General features: G+C 62.1%; 17 protein-coding genes. 5 read left to right on the top strand and 12 right to left on the bottom strand.

Annotated features, from left to right (window positions below):
* From KGJ62_15350 to KGJ62_15315, 8 genes are all read right to left on the bottom strand, one after another.
* Positions 1–306 (bottom strand): hypothetical protein (locus tag KGJ62_15350; GenBank protein ID MDE2127956.1); only part of this gene is annotated, 306 nt, incomplete at its 3' end.
* 1,182 nt (positions 307–1,488) lie between these two features.
* Positions 1,489–2,271, bottom strand: coding sequence for a hypothetical protein (locus KGJ62_15345; GenBank protein ID MDE2127955.1), 783 nt, complete (start codon positions 2,269–2,271; stop codon positions 1,489–1,491).
* Positions 2,272–2,427: 156 nt separating this feature from the next.
* Positions 2,428–3,795 (bottom strand): hypothetical protein, encoded by a 1,368-nt coding sequence (locus KGJ62_15340; GenBank protein MDE2127954.1) that lies wholly within the window; start codon positions 3,793–3,795, stop codon positions 2,428–2,430.
* Positions 3,796–4,385: 590 nt separating this feature from the next.
* On the bottom strand, positions 4,386–5,771 hold the full coding sequence (locus tag KGJ62_15335) for a hypothetical protein (GenBank protein MDE2127953.1): 1,386 nt from the start codon (positions 5,769–5,771) through the stop codon (positions 4,386–4,388).
* Positions 5,772–6,011: 240 nt separating this feature from the next.
* Positions 6,012–6,941 (bottom strand): polysulfide reductase NrfD, encoded by a 930-nt coding sequence (gene nrfD / locus KGJ62_15330; protein MDE2127952.1) that lies wholly within the window; start codon positions 6,939–6,941, stop codon positions 6,012–6,014.
* Entirely contained in the window at positions 6,938–7,756 is an 819-nt protein-coding gene (locus tag KGJ62_15325; GenBank protein ID MDE2127951.1) for a 4Fe-4S dicluster domain-containing protein, read from the bottom strand. Before KGJ62_15325 ends, nrfD begins: the two co-directional genes overlap by 4 nt.
* A complete protein-coding gene (locus KGJ62_15320; protein ID MDE2127950.1) occupies positions 7,749–10,364 on the bottom strand; it encodes a molybdopterin-dependent oxidoreductase in 2,616 nt (871 codons plus the stop codon). Before KGJ62_15320 ends, KGJ62_15325 begins: the two co-directional genes overlap by 8 nt.
* Before the next feature lie 12 nt (positions 10,365–10,376).
* Positions 10,377–10,877, bottom strand: coding sequence for a dehydrogenase (locus KGJ62_15315; protein ID MDE2127949.1), 501 nt, complete (start codon positions 10,875–10,877; stop codon positions 10,377–10,379).
* Between the two features lie 335 nt (positions 10,878–11,212).
* Between KGJ62_15315 and KGJ62_15310 the strand changes: the two genes are divergently transcribed.
* On the top strand, positions 11,213–12,559 hold the full coding sequence (locus KGJ62_15310) for a hypothetical protein (GenBank protein ID MDE2127948.1): 1,347 nt from the start codon (positions 11,213–11,215) through the stop codon (positions 12,557–12,559).
* Positions 12,560–12,669: 110 nt separating this feature from the next.
* On the opposite strand, the gene KGJ62_15305 is transcribed toward KGJ62_15310, so the two are convergent.
* The 3 genes from KGJ62_15305 to KGJ62_15295 all read right to left on the bottom strand — a co-directional run bounded on the left by KGJ62_15305 (position 12,670) and on the right by KGJ62_15295 (position 17,423).
* Positions 12,670–14,016, bottom strand: a complete 1,347-nt coding sequence (locus KGJ62_15305; GenBank protein MDE2127947.1) for a DUF1552 domain-containing protein — start codon at positions 14,014–14,016, stop codon at positions 12,670–12,672.
* Entirely contained in the window at positions 14,013–16,355 is a 2,343-nt protein-coding gene (locus KGJ62_15300; protein MDE2127946.1) for a DUF1592 domain-containing protein, read from the bottom strand. Before KGJ62_15300 ends, KGJ62_15305 begins: the two co-directional genes overlap by 4 nt.
* Before the next feature lie 102 nt (positions 16,356–16,457).
* On the bottom strand, positions 16,458–17,423 hold the full coding sequence (locus tag KGJ62_15295) for an alpha/beta fold hydrolase (GenBank protein MDE2127945.1): 966 nt from the start codon (positions 17,421–17,423) through the stop codon (positions 16,458–16,460).
* Positions 17,424–17,567: 144 nt separating this feature from the next.
* Between KGJ62_15295 and KGJ62_15290 the strand changes: the two genes are divergently transcribed.
* Both KGJ62_15290 and KGJ62_15285 read left to right on the top strand, forming a co-directional pair.
* Positions 17,568–19,073 carry an alpha-glucosidase/alpha-galactosidase gene (locus tag KGJ62_15290; GenBank protein ID MDE2127944.1) on the top strand — a complete coding sequence of 502 codons (1,506 nt, stop codon included), beginning with the start codon at positions 17,568–17,570 and terminating at the stop codon, positions 19,071–19,073.
* A gap of 50 nt (positions 19,074–19,123) precedes the next feature.
* The gene (locus tag KGJ62_15285) at positions 19,124–19,603 is read left to right on the top strand and encodes a hypothetical protein (protein MDE2127943.1); all 480 of its coding nucleotides are present in this window, start codon (positions 19,124–19,126) and stop codon (positions 19,601–19,603) included.
* Between the two features lie 26 nt (positions 19,604–19,629).
* On the opposite strand, the gene KGJ62_15280 is transcribed toward KGJ62_15285, so the two are convergent.
* Positions 19,630–20,583 (bottom strand): diacylglycerol kinase family lipid kinase, encoded by a 954-nt coding sequence (locus tag KGJ62_15280; GenBank protein ID MDE2127942.1) that lies wholly within the window; start codon positions 20,581–20,583, stop codon positions 19,630–19,632.
* A gap of 81 nt (positions 20,584–20,664) precedes the next feature.
* On the opposite strand from KGJ62_15280, the gene KGJ62_15275 reads away from it, so the two are divergent.
* Both KGJ62_15275 and KGJ62_15270 read left to right on the top strand, forming a co-directional pair.
* Positions 20,665–21,873 carry a hypothetical protein gene (locus tag KGJ62_15275; GenBank protein ID MDE2127941.1) on the top strand — a complete coding sequence of 403 codons (1,209 nt, stop codon included), beginning with the start codon at positions 20,665–20,667 and terminating at the stop codon, positions 21,871–21,873.
* 165 nt (positions 21,874–22,038) lie between these two features.
* Complete coding sequence (locus tag KGJ62_15270) at positions 22,039–23,382, top strand: C1 family peptidase (GenBank protein MDE2127940.1); 1,344 nt, start codon at positions 22,039–22,041, stop codon at positions 23,380–23,382.
* Position 23,383: the final 1 nt, after the last annotated feature.

The following is a 23,383-nucleotide window of genomic DNA, read 5'->3' as shown; positions in this document are numbered from 1 at the left end:
CGACAGCGGTGGGTACAGTTCCCCGTCGGGCCCGCTGTTGTCCTTATACGTTGCGGTGAGGCAATACGCGTCGCCGGCTTGCGTGTACACCGTACCGTCCGGGCCAGTCCAGGATGCCTGTAGCGTCGCTACGCCCTGGGCAGATCCGCTGGCTATTACGATTGCCTGGCCGCAGCTATTGGTCACGGCGCTGTTCGTGCTGAGATTGATCGGAGCTCCGACAGGATTCAGGAGGGTGAAGTTGATCGTCGCGCCGACGAGCACCTGCGCTGGTACGCCGGCGCTCACCGTGGCGCACCAGGACATCGGGTGTCCCGGCGAAAACGATCCAGCTGGGCTGTTGTTCTCCGAGAAGAGAGTGACTGTTGCGTACGGAGGCTTCGTGCCGCCGTACTGGCATGAGGCGCCCTCAGGCAAAACAAACGTGCCTAGGGCAAACGATACTGCAATAAGGCCCGGACGCCATGCACGCAGGCAGCGCGTGGCACTTTGGATAACCTCGCGGCCGGTGAGGCGTGGCCTCAGTCTGGACGGATTATCCTGATGGCTACTGCCCCCCATACCATTCGGAGAGCTGGAATCGGATGCGCCGCGCGATTTACGTTTGCCTGCCATTACAATTGACCTTTCTCCAGCCCTGTCGGCTTGCAGCCGGACGTCAAACGGCTGCCTGATGATGCGTGCGTCGCGGGGCGAATTAAGGTCCTGTGGCGTGCGTCTTATTAAAACGATTGCCGGCGATGCGCTATCGCCGAACAATTGCGAGAAGAGCCTGTTAATCAGGGTGATGTGAGTTATTCTACAGTGCCGTTTGAATGCTGTCAAGGCCATTGGACAAAAAAGGTAAAAAAACTTTGTCGGTATACAACCACACGAGACGGTCACACCTGAGCCGGGACCGAAAACGGGTGTCTGAGCCTATATGCCGCATTGGTCCCATTTGGTTAGCGCCTACCCCAGTGCGGGACGCTTGCTGAAATGCGACAAATGGGACATATGAGACGTATGCGGCACCGGAACGCGGACCTGGCGCACAGCCGGAACCATCCCGCTGAGATTCTTCCACGATGCGCGGCCTGCGGCCGCTACTCCGCTTGCTGGCCACGTGTGCGCGAACCTATATGTCCTAGTTGTCGCATTGGTCCCATGTGGTAGGCGCGCACTCCAGCGCCAAACGCGATGGCAGCGCGGTGCGCTTGCTGAAATGCGACAAATGGGACATATGAGACGTATGCGGCAGCAGAACCGATGCCTGGCGCACAGCCGGGGGCAAAGCCGGAACCATCCCGCTGAGATTCATCCGCGGTGCGCGCCCGCTAAGCGACTTGCCGGCCACGTGTGCGCGAACCTATATGTCCTATATGTCGCATTGGTCCCATGTGGTAGGCGCGCACTCCAGCGCCAAACGCGATGGCAGCGCGGGGCGCTTGCTGAAATGCGACCAATGAGACTTATGCCGGGGCCGGCTCCTAAGCCTGGCTTCGTGTTCTAAATGAGAACGGCTTGGCGTTGATTGCGGAGCGAAAGGCGGGCGGATTGCGCGAAGCCGGAGCCGCAGTCGCACGGCGAACCATTGCGGTAAACTGGCGCTTGCGATGCCTTTGGCCTGTGGGCGCATCGCGGACCACCACCGCGCAGATACCGTTCGACCGCTACAAGGAGGATGGTCTCTTCGATCGGCCCGGGGTCGTTTTCTGGTACGTGCTGCTCCCGCAGGACGGCCACAACCCGCCCGCGCACAATGACAGGTGACGCGCGCACAGTCCCTGCGAGGGTGCGTGGACCGGCCGGATAGTCACCGGTCGATTGTGCCGCTGTCGGGGATGCGGCGTTCCTGCCGAATCCGTTGGGTTCAAGGAACGGCCGGACGGCCAGCACTGCGTTCTTGAGTACGCCGCCATCGGCCAACATGCGGGTCATCCGGCCGTTTTGGACAACGCCATACGTTGAGGTGGCCGGGATCCAGATGACCTCCGCATGACAGCCGTTTCCTTCCAGCCAGATGTCGTAGGCGCCCGGCGGTGCGGAGAATCTCGATCTGGAGACTTCGGTCGGCGCCGCGACTGCGTCGAGCAGCTGCTGCATCGCGCCCGAGACCGAACTGACGTCGGCTACGCCCGCATAGCTCGCTGCGCCGCCGAAAGGATGAAACACTACCGCGTACCGCCAGACCGGCGGCGCCGGGGCCGCGGCGCCGCGTTTGCAGCCTGGGCACGGCAGAAGGGCGAGAGTGAGCGCCAGGCAGGGCGCTCTAAGATTGAGTTGCCGCATGGTCACTTACCTCGCTTCGCACGCAACGTGCATTGGGTATAGCCTAACGCGGTCACTTCGGTGGCCTCGTCCGGCGCGAGTTTCCGCCCGCGGCAGGCAACCAGGCAGTCACGGTCTCCCGGATTGAAGCGAAGGGCCCGTGGGCCACTTTAATAATTACGGAAGCAGGTCAACGGTGGCATAGCGCCGCCATCCGCCGAACGTGGCCTTCAGCGTTACCGGAGTATCCATCGTAACGGTGGTGGAGTTTGCTACAAAGCGAGCACTGGTGTTCCCGGCGTAGACCGTGACTCCCGTTGAATAGACTCCGGCGCCAAAGTTCAACTTGGCGCTGTATGTGGAAACGGTTATCGTCATGTCGAACGGCGCCGGCGCATCCAGAGTGACGGTCCCGGCGATTGTGTTGCCTCCGACCGCCGTCGCCGAGTCCATCGTGAGGCCGCTGATGATCACCGGTATCGCCAGAAACCCGGCCTTCTTCTGCTGGTAGTAGCCGTTGCCTACGATGGCGCCGTAGTCGTTCAGCGCCGTTGCGCTGACCAGCCGCCAGCCGCTGTTCGTTTCCACCAGCGAGTTCAGGTCGACCATGCCCACCGAGGACGGAGTGGTGACATTACCGGTCCAAAGGAAGGCATGCTCGCCCGACTGTCCCACCACAGTACTGCTGACAGTGTTAATGGCGTTCGCCACGCTGTACTTGGTGTTGGGCAAAAAGCCCAGCGGACCGTACGGCGCACCGGTCTGCCCATTCCAGGCGAATGCCTCCAGATTGCCCGTGACGCTGTTGTGCGCAGAGCCGATGACATCATCCGCGTCGTCGATTCCATGGGAAGCGGATGGTGTCGCATACGTGGCGCCGCCAAATGTGCCCCCCGCGAGCGTGGTCGCCGTGTGCAGACCGGGAAAGAAGTCAGGGCTGAATACCGCCTGCATCGGCGAAGCGGCGATGTCCGTGCCACACATATCCTCAAATATGTTTGCGACGCCAGTGTACTCATTGTTCGTCACAATGACGTACGCGCCGGAATTCGCTTCAAGTCCGTCGAATCCGTCTGGCGCGGCGCTTGGGTCCTGCAGGGTGCCGGAAAGCACACTATCGTCATTTATTGCGAGGGCGCTCCCGGGCCACCCCGAGGCGCTGATTGCCGGCCAGTCAAAGGTGAGGGAATACGTGGTGCCAAAATAAGTGGCCGGCGTCCAGGCGCCGGGATCCACTGCGGCGCCCAGCGTGACATCCCAGGCCGTTCCGCCAATCTGGCCCAGGTTGTTGATCGCATAGGCATAGTAATGCGTGTGCGAAACGGTTGGGTCAAAATGGAACGACGGCACACCCGGCATCCAGACGAATCCTTTGCCGGTCGCGTCGTTCCCAACTACCTGATAATCATCGTTGATGCCGGTTGGGCTGCCGACGGTGCCTGCGGGGTTGACGTTGATTATCGAGTACTGCTGCGCCAGGCCCGGCCGTGAAAGAGCAGTCGCCACAACTGCGATGGACATGAGAGTGCCTAATCGTTGAAGCATACCGGTCTACAACTCCTTCCGGTGCGGCACGCCGCACGGGCGACTGCTGCGGGCCGCAGAGCAACTGCGGGGTGTGGTTCACACGGTTAGCCGGGCGTGATCGAACTGCCCTGCCTCGTGGCAGCCCGTGCCGCCGCTGGAGATTTCGCGACGGAGTCGCCAAACTCCTTCCGGAAATGCCGCTAATGCTTCCAATCGCACAGACGAACGCGGGGCGCTGCAGCGCCGGAGATGTCGACGTAGGCGGAAGTGTGCCGGAGCCGTCAGCTGCCACTCCGTCGACAGCGTGCGGGATGACGATGCGGAAGCTTCACCTTCGCAGCGCAGATCCCGCGTCGGCAGGCTTCCGGAGGACGAAACAGTTCTGGGCCGAAGCGGATCACCCTCGCTTGTGCGTCACATCCGGGAGCAGGTGCAGCTCGATCGGATTCCGACCGAGGCTTCTGCGGGCCGGGCGTGCCGTCGCTCCATGACATCTAACCGGCTTTGGCCGCGCCGGATCGCCGGCGCGAGTTTCCGCCCGCGCCAGGCAACCCGGCAGTAACTCTCTTCCCGGGCGAAGCGACCGATATCTCCGCCTGGTTGCGGCGTTACGGAAGAACGTCGACCTTGGCGTAGCGGCGCCAGCCTCCGAAAGTGGCCTTCAAGGTCACCGGAGTATCCACGGTAACGCTGGTCGAGTGGACCACGAACCGGGCCGTGGTGTCGCCGGCCAGGACGACCACGCCGGCCGAGTAGATGCCCGTACCAAAGTTCAGGCTGGCGCTGTATGTGGTTACGGTAACGTTCATATCAAACGGCGCCGGCGCGTCCAGAGTTATCGTGCCGGCAAGGGTATTGCCGCCCACCACAGACGGCGAGTCCATTGTGATACTGCTGATGATCACCGGTATCGCAATAAACCCCGCCTGCTTCTGCTGGTAGTAGCCCGTGCCGACAATCGCTCCGTCATCGTTCAGCCCCACCGCCTTGACAAGGCGCCAACCACTGTTGCTTTGCACCAGCGAATTCAGGTCGGTCATGGCGCCGGCGGACGGGTTGGTAACATCACCCGACCAGAGGAAAGCATGCTCACCGGACTGTCCGATTACGATGCCGGTCGACGTATTGATGGCGTTCGCCACGCTGTAGTCGGTGTTGTGCAGAAAGCCAAGCGGGCCGTACGGCGCACCCGTCCGCCCATTCCATGCAAAAGCCTCGGAGTTGCCCGTGACACTGTTGTGCGCGGCGCCGACCACGTTATCGGCATCGTCGATTCCGCTGGCGACGGAGGGCGTAGCATACGTCACGCCGCCGAAGGTGCCTCCCGCAAGCAATGTGGTGGTAGAAGGGGGGGTGAAGAAGTTGGGGCTGAATATTGCCTGAGTTGGCGAAACGCCGAGATTCGTACCGCACATATCCTCGAATATATTCGAGATGCCGGTGTATTCGTAGTTATCCGCGATGTACGAGACTGCGGTGGTGGAAGTAACCTCGACCCCATCAAATGTCTTCGGCGCCATGGACGAATCCTGGAGGGTCCCGCAAAGGTAGTCATCGTCATTCAGTGCGAGAGCAGCCCCGGGCCAATCCACGGCGTTGACGCCGCCCAGGCTGTATATCAGGCTATAGGTGGTGCCAAAGTATGTGCTCGGGGCCCACACACCGACGGAAACGGCGGCACTGAGTGCGGTATTCCAGGCCGTACCGCCGACCTCGCCCAGATTGTTGATCGTATAGGCGTAGTAGTGCGTATCCGACACGGTCGGATCGAAATGGAACGACGGCACACCGGGCATCCAGACGAACCCTTTACCGGTCGCGTCATTCCCAACTACCTGGTAGTCGTCGTTGATGCCGGTTGGCGTACCGATCGTACCGGTTGGGTTGACGTTGATTATCGAGTACTGCGGAACGGCCTGTGCGAAGCCCAACCGAGGCAAGGCAGCCACAACCGCGCAGACGGCAATGAGAGTTACAATCCTTCGAAGCGTCATGCTTTACAATTCCTTTCGGTACCACACGCGTCTACAACGGCGACAGGGTGTGGCGATGCCTCAGGGCGACCCTGACATCCGGCAATTTGGACAGCAACGGGAGACTTTTAGGGATAGCGACCGGGAATCCTTCCCGAATTCCGTTTTGGTACCGGCGGCACGAAAGTATCCGGTCCGCTGACGCAACAGCCATGACGGACTCTCAGAGCGCTGCGCTGGTTTCCTCGTGTGCCTGGCGTCTCATTGCCGCGAGGAGCGATCTTCACCGAGGCCGCGCGTGTTCTCCTTTACGGCTTCAACGTCCCTTGCGGCAAGCCCAGCCTCGGTTATCGAATTACGGCCCATCTCCACCACGGCGAATCGAAGCGCAGCTCCGCCGGCAAGGCCGACCGCGCATCCGGCAGCGCGCAGCGATCGGCGCAGCCGGGGGTTTGCCACTGGAAGCAGCTCCAGTACGGCCGGGAGGACGATGCCAACCACGGCGGCGACAAGCGTCCAGCGTGTTTGCCGAGGTCGCAGGGCGCCCGGCGCATGTTGAGCGGCTGTGCGTAGAGTTGCGGCCAGTGTGGCTGCCTCAACGACGCGGGCAGCACTGGCGACGCCGCGCACGGCCGATAACTCGGATTCGCTCCCTCCAGCGACCTCACGCACCAGTTCGATCGCGTCGGCGCCCGCCGCAATAGCTCCAGCGCTGAACAGCGGACCGATCCATGGGTTGCCGGCCCAAGCCGGGTTGGCCGTGGTGCTCAGCAGCACGCCGGTGTAACCCGCCAACAGTAACGCCGCCGGCACGCCGACAGTATCCGCATAGGACCCAGCGGCACGGGCCGCGCGGAACGGCCGCTCCGCCGCAAGCGCGGTCACGACGGCGCTGGAGTAGACGACAAGCGTCCAGGCGCCGAGGTTCATCGGCGACACCGGCTTGAAAACACGCAGCATGTGGTGGAAGCGCCGGGGATCACCCAGGTCACTCACCAGCAGCGCCGGGCACGGCAGAAGTGCGACGACGGCGACTATCAGGCCGGATTTGGCCACGCCGCGGTATTTCCGTGTACCTGCCGAAGCTGCACGCGATAAGAGATAGGCGCCGGCCGACAGGCCGCCAAGGAAGAAGTAGGCCGGCACCTCCCACGTCCAGACCGGCTTCTTGAGAAACGACGGCGCGCTCAAGCGCGATTTCCACGCAGAAGCATGGCGGCCAGAGCCGTGAGCCCGATACCGGCCAACAGGCTCACACCATAGCGGCGCGCCATACCGCGAGATGGCCGAACCGGATCGGACGGCAGGCCGTACACTTCGGGCGCGTCGGTCAGCAGAAAGAACGCGTTCATGGCGCCATATCTGTCGGAAGGTTCCGCACCGTACAGGCCGGCCTCCACACCCGCTGATCGCAGCGCATCGAGCCGAGCCCGTGCGCGATGCCGCAGCTCCTCGATCGGGCCAAACTGAATCGATTCTGTGGGGCATGTCTGCGCGCATGCCGGAGTCATGCCATTACGCTGCCGGTCGTAACACATCGTGCACTTGTGCGCGTGGCCATCTTCAGCGCTTCGCCCGATTACGCCGAACGGGCATGCCGAAATGCAGTAGCCACATCCGTTGCACACATCCGGCTGTATATACACCGAGCCGAACTCGTTCGTAATGATCGCTCCAGTGGGACACGCCTCCCGGCATGGAGCGTTGTTGCAATGCTTGCAAACGTCGCTCATCATCAACCATGCCGGCGGGCCGCCGGGCGCCGGCTGCTCAATAAAGGCCACGTGCCGCCACGTAGTGGCAGAAAGCTCGATCGTGTTGTCGTAGCTGCGGCCCGAGAAGCGCATTCCATCGGCAGGCAGCTGATTCCACTGCTTGCAGGCAACCTCACACGCCTTGCAGCCGATACAGAGGGTGGTGTCGGTAAAGAAGCCGGTCTGCTCGCGCTCCACAGGCGCGTCGGCAGGCGCGGTACGCTGGAACAGGCGCCTGATGGCGTTAATCATCCGTACCGCCAAACTGACCTTCAGGCCGCGATCCGGACGGATGCCGGCCCTCTTGCGACCGGCGGCGCGACCAGCGTTTCGTCGGAAGCCTGGGCTGGCCGGCCAGGCGGCCGGCGCGGACATTGCAGGCGAATACTTTGCCTTCGTGGATGCTAACGTTCGGCTCCAGTACCATCGACGTCAGATCATTCGCGGCGCTGCCGACGCGTTCACCGGCAAAGCCCCAATGGAACGGTACGCCAATCTGGTGAACGGTACGGCCATCCAGATTCAGGGGCTGAAGACGCGTGGTGACGAGCGCGCGGGCTTCGATGCTCGCCCGGACTGTGGATACCGTGAGCCAGCCTCCATTTTCGATGCCGCGCTCCGCCGCCAACTCGGGACCGAGTTCCACGAACATTGCCGGCTGAAGTTCGTTCAGCCAGCTGTTGAAGCGGCTCATCGGTCCGCTCAGGTAGTGCTCCGTGAGGCGAAAGGTGCACCCCACTATCGGGTATTCGGCGCTGGGTGAGGATGCGAGCATGTTCAGCGGACCTTCAAACCGGCGCACCACCGGCGTAACCTGCTGGGCGTAGAGAGGGTTCGGCATCGGCGATTCCACCGGCTCGTAGTGTACCGGCAGCGGACCATCCTTGAGGCCCCTGGTTACAAAGAGGCAGGCCAATCCATCGGGCTGCATGATGAATGGTCCGTCACCGGGAATCGCCTGCATACCCGCAGCATCGCCGGACGGCCGGTAGTCCGGCGGCTTCTCCGCGTCAAAATCGGGCACGTCGTCGCCCTGCCACGAACCTCGTGCCTGGTCCCACCAGATCAGCCGCTTTCGTTCGGACCACGGCCTACCGGCAGGGTCTGCCGAGGCACGGTTGTAGAGTATCCGACGGTTTGCTGGCCACGCGAATCCCCAGTCGGCTTGCGCGCGGCCGCCGGTGGTAGTGCGGCTTCGTGCCCGGTTGTGACCGGCTTCCGGCATCACGCCGGTATAGATCCAGCATCCACACGCTGTGGATCCGTCGTCGCGCAGTTCGGCCGCGCTGGCCAGCGGCTGTGCTGAACCATCCGGCGCTCCCGGGCCGGCGCCGTTGATCTCTTGCAGCACCGCCTCAAGGTCTGGATCGCCGACCGTCTGACTTATCTCCGAGTTGGCCAGGAGCGTAGGAGTGCGCGGCTCGTACTGCCACGTGAGATCGCGTATTGGGGCAGCGCACGGCGAATCCGAGCCGGCATACAACTCGCGGAGGCGGAGGCCGAGTTGGTACACAAACCACGCGTCAGACCGGCAATCAGCGGGAGGATCGATCGCCCGATCGTGCCATTGAATGAGGCGCTGCGTGTTGGTGAAGCTGCCCTCCTTCTCCGGGATGGCGGCCGCCGGCAGGAAGAACACCTCGGTGCCGATCTCCTCCGGCGGCGGCCCGGTAGGATCGCTCCGCCAGAATACGGCGCTCTCGGTTTCAAACCAGTCACGGACCACCAGCCAGTCGAGCCTGCGTAGCCCGGCCCTGTGCAGGCGCGCGTTCGGCCCTCCACCAGCCGGGTTCTGGCCAAACAGAAACAGGCCGCGCACGCAACCATCCACCATGCGCTGAAAGCACGGAAGCTGCGTGTAGTCGCCGTCGAGCTTCGGCAGCCGGTCGTACCCAAAGTCATTGGCTGCAAAGGCCGTATCCCCATACCAGGCTTTGAGGAGGCTGACCATGAAGCTGCGGACGTTGCTCCAGCCGCCGGTCTTGCGGCCCTCGAAATCGACCCAGGCGTTCAGCGAAGCGTGCTTCGGCGCTGTTGTGGGCTGCGGCAGATACCCCGGCAGCAGATCGGAGAGGGTTGCCAGGTCGGTGGATCCCTGGATACTTGCGTGGCCGCGAAGGGCCATGACGCCGCCGCCCGGGCGCCCGATGTTTCCAAGCAGCAACTGCAGGATGGAGGCTGCGCGGATGATCTGCACGCCCGTTGTATGCTGCGTCCATCCGACCGCATAGCAGATCGCGGAGGTGCGCTCCCGGCCGGAGTTGGCGATCAGGAGCTCCGCCACAGCAGTGATCTGTTCGGCGGTACAGCCGCATATCGCGGCCGCGGCCTCGGCCGTGTAGCGTGCAAAATGGCGGCAAAGCACCTGGAACACGCATCGCGGGTGGTGAAGCGAAGGGTCACGAATCGGCTGGCCATCGCGCTGCTCATATTGCCACGTAGCGCCCGTTGGGTCGTAGGCGCCTTTGTCCGGATCGAAACCACTGAACAGGCCTGCGCCTTCCTCGGTATCCTGAAACCTTGGGTCAAGAACGAAGCTGGCGTTGGTATACGCGCAGACATACTCACGGAACCAGCCGTCCAGCGTCAAAACCTGGTGAATGAGCGCTCCGAGAAATGCAATATCGGAGCCGGCGCGGATCGTGACATGAAGATCCGCTACGGCGGAAGTCCGCGAAAAGCGCGGGTCCACATGGATAATCCTGGCTCCATGCCGTCGCGCCAGCATCGGCCAACGAAAGGCGACGGGATGGGCCTCAGCCATGTTGGAGCCCATGACGAGGATGCAATCACTGTGCTCAAGATCGGCCGGAAATGTGGTGGCCGCGCCGCGACCGAAGCTGGCGCCCAGACCGGGCACCGAGGCGCTATGTCAAGTGCGGGCCTGATTCTCGACCGAGAGTACGCCCAGCCCGCCGGTGAAGAGCTTCTTGATCAGGTAGTTCTCTTCATTATCCAGCGTCGCGCCGCCTAGCGTGGCGATGGAACGAACAGCCCGGTCGCCGGGAACTGCAGCGTCGAGTTCCGCATCGCGAGCCGTTTTTACATGCTGGGCGATCCGCTCCATGGCCCAATCGAGCGAAACGCGCCGCCACGCCGCCGCGAATGGCTCACGGTAGAGGGCATGCAGTACGCGGTGCGGGTTTACAGCCAATTGGAAGCTATTGGCGCCCTTCGGGCACAATGTGCCCCGGTTGATCGGACTCTCCGGGTTTCCTTCGATGCTGAGTATCTGGCCCTTTCGGGTGTAGATCTTCGTCCCGCATCCCACCGCGCAATACGGACAGAGGCTGTCGGTTACATCGGCGCCGCTCGTGCGCGCGGACTTCCGAATCGTGATTGGGCTCACCGGCTCACTGGAATGCAATGGCATAGTACGTCCTTGCTGGCGCAGCGCGCCGTGCGGATCCGCAGTCGCGTACCCAACACATTGTTCCGATCTCGGCGCAGGTTCCTTCCCGGCGCCTGCGCACGAGGTGTCCGGACGGTTCAGGCGACAAGTGAACGGTCTCCGGACGCCGTGTCGCGAGCTTCAGGCGGCCGGGTCCGGCACAGCTTACCGCACCCACCGAGCAGGCTCATTCCGCTGGCGCGGAATCCGGCAGGTGAAGCCTGTACGCACCGCTAATTCTGGGAGCAACGACGGCCTGCGAACGACTGCGCGGCCGTGTTTGGATCGCGCCGGCCGGAGTCATCGAAAGGAACCTCATGAACCGCACATCGTTTCTGATCTGCGCCGCCGGAGCCCTGGTGGCGCTGGCTGTGCCCCACAGCGGAGCCGCTCAGGCGCCACTCTATTCGATTATCAACGTCAACGAAGTCAGCCAGTATGTGATTCCAGCATCGATCAACGATAACGATCAGATTGCCGGGATCGTTCCGGCCCTTCAGCAGGGCTTCATCTGGATGCCGGGCCTGCCGTCAACCGGTTTTGATTCAGTAACCAACTACGAGGGCCTTGGTATCAACAACTTCGGTGTGATCGGGGGTTATTTCATCGGCGCCGACACCCTGGCGCATGCGTCACACTGGACTCCGACCAGCTACCTCTCCGCCACCTACACGCGCACCGAAGACGATACCAGCCAGTCGGCATTGAACGCGATCAACGATGACGGCTTTGCCTCGGGTTATCAGGTGGTTGGCGGCGTGACCGGCGCCTTGCTGCTGAACACTGCCAGTGGCAGTCATACATCCGTTGGAGCGAACACGCGAGCTGCCGCCGTGAACAACGTGTACGAGGATATAGCCGGCAGCGACGGCAGCGCCGCGTTCTGGGCCGACCCACTGCTTGCCGGCCCGGTACTCGATTTGCCGGGCGGCCTTTTTGGCGGAGTCACGTTCACCGGCACCGGCTCGGCCACCGGCATCTCGGACGCGGACGATGTAGTTGGCGCCGCCATCGTGGCCGGCGGTACCAACGAGCATGGCCTGACAGAAGCGTTCGCGTGGAACGGTTACACACAGACTGCGTATGGCCCGCTTGGGTTCCTGCACGGCACCACATTCAGCAAGGCGAACGCGATCAACTCGGTGACCGGCGAGGTGGTCGGCCAATCGGGCACCCATGCGTTTCTGTGGCAGGGCGATATCACCAACCCCTCCACGGGAACGATGACGGATATGAACGCGCTGGTAGAGCGTGGTTCCGGATGGCTGCTGACGTCGGCGTTGGCCGTGAACAGCGGTGGCGACATTGTTGGAACCGGTTACTACCAGAACAAGCCGGCCGGTTGGATCGGGATTCCAACCGTCCCAACTGCGCTGGCACTGGACAGCAACTCCTGGTCACAGTCTTCCAGTGGCTCGATTACCGGTACCGTCACGTTTACCCACGCGGCGCCATTCGACCTGGGATGCACGGTATCGCTTTACAATGAGAGTACGGGAACCTACAGCACCGGCACGGGAACGCGAGTTCTCTCGGGCTCCACGGTGGCGACGTTCCGTATTCCGATGCCCGCATCGCCGGTGGTCACCATTCCCGAGGCGTACCTGGTTAAGCTGACATTCGGCGGCTGGCGCCTTTATGCGCCAATGGTGCTCACGCCGTAGCCTGTAAGCGGCGGCGCACTTGCCGGCTGTAACGTGGAAACGTCGAACGGGCCGTCACGCTCTACCGCGTGACGGCCCGTTCGGCGCTGAACCAGTTCGAGCGCAGTCTGCTAAACCAGCTGCTGCAGCCGGCCGCTGCTGTCTCCCACTTTGTCCTCTCCAATGCCCAACCGGTCGAGAAGGCAGAGGAAGAGATTTGTCATAGGCGTGCCATCGGTATAGACCACATGGCGCCCGGAGCGGATGGTGCCACCCCCACGCCCTGCCAGCAGGATCGGCAGGTTGTCGTGATTGTGGGCGTTGCCATCGCTGATCCCGGCGCCGTAGACGATCATGCAGTTATCCAGCAGCGAACCACCGGCTTCCTCGGTGGCCTGGAGCTTGCCGAGCAGGTAGGCAAACTGCTCCATATGGAAGCGGTTGATGCGGCGGATCTTGTCCTGCTTCACCGGATCGCCGCCATGATGCGACATGTCGTGGTGGCCCTCCGGCACGCCCGCTTCAGGATAGCTGCGGTTATTGCCGTCGTTGGCCACCATAAACGTACAGACGCGCGTCAGGTCGGCCCGAAACGCCATATGCATCATGTCGGCCATGAGGCGCATATGCTCGCCGAAATCGGTTGGAATGCCGGCCGGTTCAGGATAGTTCTTTACGCCGGCACTGTTCCGCGCCCGTTCAAAGCTGCTGATGCGCTGCTCCACTTCGCGCACGCCGGTGAGGTACTCGTCCAGCTTTCCGCGGTCGCGGGAGCCGAGTTTGGCCTGAAGCGAGTGAGCGTCGCTCATTACCGAGTCGAGAATGCTTTCGTCATCCTGCGTGCGCCGTTCGCGAGCGGCGGGTGACTGCGCCGGCGCGTCTGCCGTGCCGAACAGCCGCTGGAACACCAGCCGCGGATTGATCTCTTTCGCCAACGGCGCGTCTGGCGATTGCCAGGCGATATTGCTGGTGTAGGCGCAGCTGTATCCGCTGTCGCAGTTGCCGTTTTGGCCACCCGGAGTGCAGCCGATCTCAAGTGACGGCAGCATCGTGGAGCTCCCTACGTGCTGCGCGGCAATCTGATCCACCGAAACACCCGCCCTTATATCGGCCCCATCCGTCTTCTTGCAGTGGCAGCCGGTAAGCCACGCAGCTGCCGATCGGGCATGATCGCCGCCACCATCGCCCAGGGCGTTGGCGTTGTACTGGGTGAGGCCGGTGAGTACATTGAGCGACGACTTGAACTGGGCCAGCGGGTCCAGGATGCTGGGTAGATCGAAGCCGGCGCCGGTAGTGGAGGGCGTCCAGGCAGGCATATGGGCGCCGTTTGGAACAAAGACAAATGCGAGCCGCTGTGGCTGCTTTTTGACCGCCTCAGCCGCAAGCGCGCCGGCTGGAAGCATGGCTTCCAAGAATGGCAATGCAATCGTTACGCCGGCGCCCTTCAACAGTGTCCGGCGTGATAGTGGCCTTGTCATGATCTCCTCCCAACCGTTGTGGGTGCGGCGCTTTGTGGCGCCGTATCCAAAAATGGCACGCTTTGCGCTATGCCGGTAACAATTGCGCTAAAGCGGTAGTTAGCCGCTTCCGCCTGTTTGGAAATGGCGTCGATGCCACAGGCATCGGCAGCCGTTGGCCCGCGTCCCAAGGCGTAGGTGAACAGCTTGGTTGTGAGGCAATGCACGAACATCGCCTTGCGCGCCAGCAGAATCGCCTTCAACTCCGCCGGTCCATCAAACCTCTGCCCTCCGGGCAGCGTGCCGGAGGCGTCCACCGGAAGGTGGTCGTCCTGGGTCCGCCATCTACCCACTGCATCGAAGTTCTCGAGTCCGAATCCAATCGGGTCCATCAGTTTGTGGCACGATGCACACGCGGGATTCTTGCGGTGAATCTCCATTCGCTGGCGCAGGGTGCCCTTCACCGTGCCGGAAGTATCGTCCGGCAGGCGTGGCACCACGGCAGGAGGCGGCGGTGGTGGCGTACCCAGGATGTTGTCGAGTACCCATTTGCCACGCTGGACCGGCGAGGTGCGAGTTGGGTCGGAGGTCACTGTAAGTACGCTGGCCATCGTCACAAGACCGCCGCGCCGGTCATCGGCGAGCTGAACCCGGCGGAAATCGGCGCCATGTACACCAGAGAGGCCATAAAAGCGGGCAAGCCGATTGTTCAAGAAGCTGTAATCGGCGTTCAGGAAGTTGAGAACGCTGCGATCGTTGTGCACGATATCGTTGAAGAACATCTCGGTTTCGGTACGTTCATCATCGCGCAGACCCGTACCGTACTCGGGAAATCGGGCCGGATCGGGTCGCACGGTGTTCAGGTTCCGAAGTTCCAGCCACTGCGCGGCAAAGTTGCTGCCCAGTTCCCTGGCGCGCGGATCGAGTAGCATTCGGTGCACCTGCTCAGCCAAAACCGCAGGTTGGTGCAGCTTGCCTGCCGCCGCCAGAGCCGTCAGCTCCGCGTCGGGCAGGTCGCTCCAGATGAAGTAAGAGAGTCGAGCGGCTATCTCGTAGTCTGTAAGCTTCTGCAGCCCGCCGGTTTGGGACGGTGGCGTTATCTCCACATGATAGAGGAAGTTCGGCGAAACCAGGATCGCCTCCAGTCCCAGCTGCAGACCGCGCTCGAAGCTTTCGCCGTGCGACTGCGCAAGCGCCACGTAGTGCACAAGACGGGCCGCCTCAGCCGCGGTAACCGGACGGCGCCACGCGTGTGCCGCGAGCGGGCTGAGGATTTTGCGAGCGATCACGGCTGGTGCGAGGCCGGCTTTCCGATACGACGCCAACTCCATGTTGATATGCGGCAGGTGGAACGAGCCGGCGAGAGGCGGCGAGATCGACGCGGAGCAGATGATGAGGTTGCGATCACGGTTCGCCGGATTCGGGTCGTTTGGATTGTAGTAATCGTTGGTGAATGCGGCGCCAATCGTGTGCTGCCCCGGGGTCACTGCGGCCTGGAACGTGTAGGAGGCGGGCGCGGCTGCTACTGCGGTAACGTCCACGTCGCCGATCGGCGCCCCATCGAGCGAGACGGCCATATGCGCCGGCGCCGGTCCGGCCTGCTCGCCATACGCGGTTACGGTGATCCGGTACCTTCCGCCGATGCGGAAGTTATGTTTCGCGGTTGCCGTTCCATTGGTATCCAGTTCGATGCCGGAATCTACCAACGCCGCGCCACCGCCGGAAAACTCGCCTGGGGCGATCTGTGAGGAGGCCTGCGTCGCGTCGGGCGCGTTGATGGCCGCTTGCGCCAGCTGCCGAGCGGCACGCATATAGTCCTCCATCAGAAGCGGCGAAATGCTGAGGACATCGCCAATATTGTCGAAACCGTAGCCGACATCGTCGGAGGGAAAGTTGTCGGCTGGGCGCAGGTCGACACCGAGCAGGCTTTCCACGGAGTTGTTGTACTCGGCGCGGTTCAGGCGTCGCAACGTTACATGCCCCGGATCGGAAACAACACAATTTGCATTGGCAAGCGTTGTCTGTATCCAGGTGATGAGAGCGGTGCGTTCAGCGTCGGTAGGCTGCGCGCTGCCGGGCGGTGGCATATGCCGGATTTGCAAGTACTGAATAACCTTCTCCCACTCGGCCCGGGCATTTACGACAGATGGTACTGACCTGAAATGGGTGAAGTTGAGACCGCCAGCCGGTTGAGCACCACTGTGGCACGCGATGCAGTACGACTTGAGGAATGGCTGCACCTGTGCGGCAAAAGAGCCTGGAGCGCCTCGTGGCGCTGCCTGCGGAACGAACGGAGCCGCAAGCAAAAACAGCGACGCCGGCGCCAGCATCAGCAGAGTAGTGCGGCCTACGTTGCGCATAGCAAAACCGAACAAACAGAAGCGGCAGTCAAGTCAGCGGAATGCAACATTCGACACGTCTGGTACACAGAGGTTACAACGGTTATCAAGGAACGGCACGCGTTACGGCTTGAGATTCTGGGCAAGCCACCCGGATATTTCAGCAAATACACGCAGCATCTCGGCGCCCTCCGGCACATGCCCGCCGTGATACATGAAAACCTGTTTAGGAGCACGCGCATCGGCCTTCAGTTCGTTCGCGCAGGCAACCGGAACAATTGTATCCTGATCGCCGTTGATAAAGAGCACCGGTCTTGGGCTGATGCGCGCAACCCAGTGTACGGGGTCGATCGGATCGATGGCCGTTTCGATTGCGGCGGGCAGTCCACCGGACGCGCGCGCCTGCACCGCCTGGGGCAGCTGTGACGTCATCAGCATCAACTTCCAGTCACCACCAGCCAGGCACAATATCGGCGCCTGAACTCGCTTATCCACCGCCGAAAGCAGCGTTCCCAGGATGCCGCCCATGCTGAAACCACAGTATCCGATTTTGTTGGGATCGATTGCCGCCTGGCTCTGAAGGAAGTCGATCCCACGGCGCAGATCGATCACGGTGTCGACCAGCATCTCGCGCGTGGTATACGGCGCCAGCCCGAACAGCGCCAGTGGGGTCAACGCAGCGCGGTCACCGTGCAAGCGAGCGTCGATGGCAAACACCGCGTACCCTTTTTGAACGAGTGGTGTCCACATCACTTTCAACTGCATCTTGTTGCCGCCGAGACCGTGCATCAGGATCACACACGGGATCCTGCCTTTCGGCAGCGTGGAGGGCAGCACATACACAGCCGGTACCATGGCATTATCCACACTGTAGTAATGCACGGAAAAGGCGTGGTAATCGGCGGTCGATTCCAGTGGCGTAACAACGGCATTCAGGGGCACGTCATGGTCGTAGGAGAACAGCGACCGCGCACTCAGCATTGGCGGCGCGGGTAGCTGCTGGGCACCGGCGTTCGATAACAACAGGCACGCTGCGGCACACGCCACCAGCACGGCTCCGGCAGTGCGATTGATTTGGTAGTTGTTCATAAGTGGGCGCACGTTTCTATTCGGAGGGTGGCTCAACCGGCTCGCTGCTCCTTTGCCCTTCGCCCGCGTGAAATCCTTCCCGGCAGGGAATGAACGGACCATGCGGGAACGTATCGCGCGTGCGCAGGTCCGGAGGAGGATGACTTGGCGATAAAGGTTGCGATTATTGGGGCGGGGAGCGTCGGCTTTACGCGCGGTATGGTACGCGACATTCTCTGTGTGCCGGAGCTTCAGGATACGCATTTCGCACTGACGGATATCAACCCGCACAATCTGGACATGGTGATGCAGTTGACGGCGCGAGACGTTCGGGAAGCGGGCTTGCCGGCGCTTATTGAAGCTGCCCCGAACCGGAGGGCCGCGATAAGTGGCGCGAAGTACGTCTTCTCGTTCGTGCGTGTCGGCGGTCTGGAGGCGTTCGCCACCGACATCGACATTCCGCTCAGGTACGGGGTGGATCAATGCGTCGGCGACACGCTTGGCCCCGGCGGCATCATGTACGCGCAGCGCACCATCGCCTGCCTGCTCGAGTTCTGCCGCGACATGCGCGAAGTTTGCCCGCCGGATGTCCTGTTTCTGAACTACTCGAATCCCATGGCGATGAACGTGTGGGCCTGTAGTAAATATGGTGGCGTGAAAACCGTTGGCCTGTGCCACGGAATCGAGGGGGGGCATTGGCAGATTGCGCAGGCGCTGGGCTTGCCGGTGACCGAGGTGGACATTGTTTGCGCCGGCATCAACCACCAGACGTGGTACATCCAGGTCTCACACAAGGGTCGCGACCTTACCGGTGAGCTGCTGGCCGCTTTCGAGCGGCATCCCGAATACAGCAGAACCGAAAAGGTGCGAATCGACATGATGCGCCGGTTTGGTTATTTCAGCACCGAATCCAACGGTCATCTCAGCGAATATGTTCCGTGGTACAGGAAGCGGCCGGAAGAGATACCCGACTGGATTGATCTCGGGAGCTGGATCAACGGCGAAACGGGCGGGTACCTGCGCGTCTGTACCGAGGGACGAAACTGGTTTGAGCACGACTTCGGCAACTGGATGCAGCAGGCGCCGCTGACGTTTGATCCCGCGTCGCGCGGCCACGAGCGAGGATCGTATATCCTGGAGGCGCTGGAAACCGGTCGCATCTACCGCGCCCATTTCAACGTTATGAACGGGGGATGCATCACCAACCTGCCGGCCGATTGCTGCGTGGAGGCGCCGGGCTATGTTGACCTCACCGGCATCAACATTCCGATCGTTGGTGACCTGCCGCTGGGTTGCGCGGCTGTCTGTTCGGCGAGCATCGGCGTACAGAGGCTGGCTGTGGAGGCCGCTGTACACGGTGACGATGCACTGCTGCGCCAGGCGATGATGATGGACCCACTGACCGGCGCGGTTTGCAATCCGCCGGAGATATGGCAGATGGTCGATGAGATGCTCGTCGCGCAGGAGCAGTGGCTGCCGCAATACCGCCGTTGCGTGAAAGCTGCGGACGCGCGAATCCGCAAGGGTAAAGTACATGCTGCCCGGGCATACTCCGGCGCAGCTCGCCTACCGACGCGCACTGTTGAGGAGATGCAGCGAGACCGGGCGGCCGCGAACCGGAACGCCGGGGCATCGGACAAGGCGCAGATGCGCAAGTCAGCCAGGACGTGAACCTGGCGCCAGCGCGCCGCCTGAGATCCGCTCATTTAGAAAGGAAAACCATGGAGATTGCTGCACTGCGGGAACAGTTGAAGAAACAGGCCGAATGGTCGGCCACTTGCCTTGAGGCCGACTTGCTGGCAATACCGGAAGAGAAGCGAACCACAACGTTCGGCGGCTGCAGTCGCGGTGCGCTCAGCATCGTTGGCGATTGCTGCAGGACCAACGAAGTGACCGCGAACTGGCTGTTGACCGGCGTGGTCCCGGTACGTGATCCGGACGCACGAGCGAAACGTGACGCCGAGTACGACACCACCGAAAAGATGCTTGCGTGGCTGCGCCACTCCGTGGAACAGTTGAAAACGGCGCACGACGCTATGCAGGAGCAGAACCTTCTTGAGACAAACAGCGAGGTGATCGGCGTGCCGCTCACGCGCCTGGAGATAGCGGACCTGGCCTCGCGCCACATGATGTATCACGATGCACAGCTCAATTACATCCAGACGCTGCTCGGAGACGGCGCTATTCACTGGCTGACTTAGCCACGAGCGGACGATAGGCAGCCCCGCTAGACGCTTTGGCGCGGTGGATCGTACTGGCTTCGGGGAGTGTTGACCCGCAACGCGTGAGGCGCCATCGTGATGAGTACGGGCGCCTCGCCTGCAGCATCGCCATCCAGCTCGAACGGGATGGCGTCGGCCGACGCCACGAATACCCGCCTCGCGCGAAAGTGGCGTACGCCGGGCGCACTGTGAAAGCGCCGCGACGCCAGTGCGAAACCGTGCGTCAGAATGCTCCATAGGATCAAACGGCGGCGCAAGCATACGAAGACATCGAACATGCCGTCATCCGAGCGCACCGTTGGCCCGAGATGGAACCGGCCGGCGTAGCGACTGCCGTTTGCGACCAGTATCAGGTAGGCGTCGAACTGCCGAGGGTTATCGGCATCGAGCGTGAGCGTTACCTTGTGACGCGGATAGGCCAGGGCAACCTGTGTGGCGGCCATGGCATAAGCCATTTCGCCGAAACGCCGCTTTGCATGCCGACTGACGCGGCGGGTGATAGCGCCATCGAAACCGATCCCGGCAACCAGCGCGAAGTGCACCCCGTTTGCCGAGCCGACGTCCAGGGAGCGTGGAATACCGTGCACGGCCACCGATACAGCGGACGCAAGGTGGCGGATGGGTATATTGAGGCTGCGCGCCAGCACATTGGCCGAGCCTGCCGGCACGATGCCCAGAATGGGACGCGACGCACCATCGGCGCCGGACTGCATCAGCCCTTGAACCACCGAGTTGATAGCCCCGTCGCCACCAACTGCAATAACGCATTCTGCGCCGGCGGCGGCGGCATCGCGCGCGGCTTGCATGCCACCGCAAGCCGAATTGGTGCGACGGATGCAGGCGTCTGGCTGGCCGGCTGCGGCAAGCCAGGTCCGAACTAGTTCCACGGGATCACGACGCATCAGGCCCGGACGCCGCCAGGCGCCGGCATCGGGATTCACAACTGCCCAAACTCGCATGCAATAAGTCTACACCCAATAGAGCGCCACGCCGGCTGCCTTTGGCCGGCGCGCCCACGGCTGTAAGGTAACATTGCCTGCATGAGCCGGTCACTTGGCGTTCTGGTTGCTCTCTGCGCGGTGGTGTCGCCGCTGCAGGGCAAACACGGGCCCGCGCGCACTGCTGCGCCTGAGGCGACATTAGCTTTTGAATATCAGCGGTTTGCGCTGCCGCGAATTGTTGCGCGACTGAGCATTCATGGCAGTCCGTGGTTGCCATTTGCCGTAGATACCGGAACCAACGTTCCGCTGGCTCTAGATCAGCAGGTCGCTCGGCAGATTCTGCCCGCCTCCGGAAAAGTGCCTGTAGCGGCTCGCAAGGGTAACGCTTCGTTGATACCGCTCCGCGGGATGGTAACGGCATTGACGACGCCAGCCGGCGCAACTCCAATTGGCGTGCCGTACGGTGTGGAAGCCAACCTGCATCCAAACGGACTCACGCTGCCGCAGATCTCGGGCATCCTCGGTTTGGGAGCGCTGAGACTGTATACGGTGCGGATTGATTTCAAGAGTCACAAGCTGGAGCTGTATCCACCCGGCGCCCTTCCCCACACGAACGGACATGCCGCGGTGCTGCCGTTGTCGGAAGACCCGCGATCCCATCGGTTCACCACGCTCCTTCAGCCGCTCGCGGGCGCGCGACTCAATGCACTGGTAGATACCGGGAGTTCGCTCACGCGGGTACCGGCGGCCGAATTCGCTGCATTGAAGGGGCCCGGCGTATGGACGCGGTCTCAGCAGGCCGCGGTTGGCGCTGCCGGAGGACGCAAGCTGCTCTCGCGCATAGAGTTGAGCGGCCTCAGCGAACCGATGGTCGAGGTATCGGCCGGCACAGCCGATACTCCGTGCGCCATCGGTCTGGACCTGCTGAGTCGCTTCCGCGTAACGTTCGATTTTCGCGACCGGCTGCTGCTGCTCGAGCGACGTGCCGATGCCAACTCGATGCAGGCGCCGGAAGGGTATACGGGGATCGTGCCGGTGATGCGGTTCGGCAAGTGCTTTGCCGCCACCGTGATTCCGAAGTCGCCCGCGGCAACTGCCGGCGTACAGCAGGGCGACCAGTTGATCGCCGTGGACGGCAATCTGCTGGCATCGGTATCGCCGGCCGGGGCTCGGCGAATTGTCAATGGCGCCGCGGGCAGTATGGCGAGCATCTCGATTCGGCGCATCTGGGGCCAACACGTGATGGTGCAGTTCCCACGCCTCTCGGCCTATCCCAACACGCAGGGCGGCCCGACTGCGGCAGGATAATCGTTATGCGTGCGAGAATATAAACAAAACCGGACGCCTTGCTCTGACGCGGCGCGACCCGGTAACTGTCTGCTCTCTGCGGTCCGGCAGCCACACGGAGAAGTGGGCTTAGCCGGAAGCGCAGCAAAACACACAAGGGAGATTGGTTTGAAAACTGCTCGCAAACTGCGCGGCGTACTGTGCCCGGAAGACATCGCCGCCTTCCAGAAGGCGTTCCGGTCCGATCCGCGGTACGCCGCCGCGATGAACTCGATCACCAAAACCAGCCTGCGTGCCGTTATCACCCGGCGCGCCGCCGTTGTGCGCACGAATCACACCTTTTCGCACATGGTGAAGTCCGGGTCGAGCACCAGCCAGAACGGCAGCGGGCGGTGCTGGATGTTTGCCGGTTTGAACTCCTTCCGAATGGCCGCAGCCGCCGAGATGAACCTGGAAGAGTTTGAGTTTTCTGAGAACTATGTGATGTTCTGGGACAAGCTCGAGAAAGCCAACTACTTTTTGGAGAACATCCTCAAGACGCTGGACGAGCCGACCGATTCGAGGCTGATCGCATGGCTGCTGGGCGGTCCGGTCCAGGACGGCGGTCAGTGGGATATGTTCGTAAGCCTGGTGAAGAAGTACGGCCTGGTTCCCAAGGAGACCATGCCGGAGTCGGAGAGCAGCAGCAGCACCGGCGCAGTGAACGACACGGTTACCTACAAGCTCCGCGAATACGCAGCCCATATGCGCGCGGCCCATAAGAAGGGCGCCGGGGTAGAAGCGCTGGAACAGCAGAAGGCGAAGATGCTGCAGGAGATCTACCGGATGTTGGTGATACATCTGGGTGAGCCGCCCCAGGCGTTCAACTGGCAGTGGCGGGATAAGGACAAGACGTTTCATCGCGACGGAATGATCACACCGCAGGAGTTCATGCAGCGCCATGTGCCCGTGGATCTGGACGCCATGGTTTGCCTGATCCACTGCCCGCAGGCGAGCAAAAAGTACAACACGCTGTACACGGTCAAGTTCCTGGGCAATGTGGTGGGCGGGCAGCTGGTGCGGTACCTGAACGTGGATATCGCCACGTTGAAGAAGGCAGCTCTGGCTCAAATCAAGGATGAGCGGCCGGTGTGGTTCGGCTGTGACGTTGGCAAAATGCTCGATCGCGACCTGGGCTTGATGGACGCCGAGCTGTACGACTTCGAGAGCCTTTACGGCATACCTTTCGGCATGAACAAAGCCATGCGGCTGGACTATAGCCAGAGTGCGATGTCACACGCGATGGTTCTCACGGGCGCCGACATTGATGACGCCGGTAAGGTGCGCAAATGGCGCGTCGAGAACAGCTGGGGCGATAAGGGCGGTGACAAAGGCTACATGGTGATGACCGACGAATGGTTCGACGAGTACCTCTATGAGGTTGCCATCGACCGGAAGTACCTGTCGAGCAAAGTACTGAAAGTACTGGATAGCGACCCGGTGGAGCTGGAGCCGTGGGACCCGATGGGGTCACTGGCCGGCGCCGGCTAGA

The organism is Armatimonadota bacterium (genome assembly GCA_028871815.1).
GTDB lineage: Bacteria > Armatimonadota > Chthonomonadetes > Chthonomonadales > Chthonomonadaceae > REEB205.
Note: the sequence above shows the minus strand (reverse complement) of the source record. Positions and strands in the feature narration are given on the sequence as shown.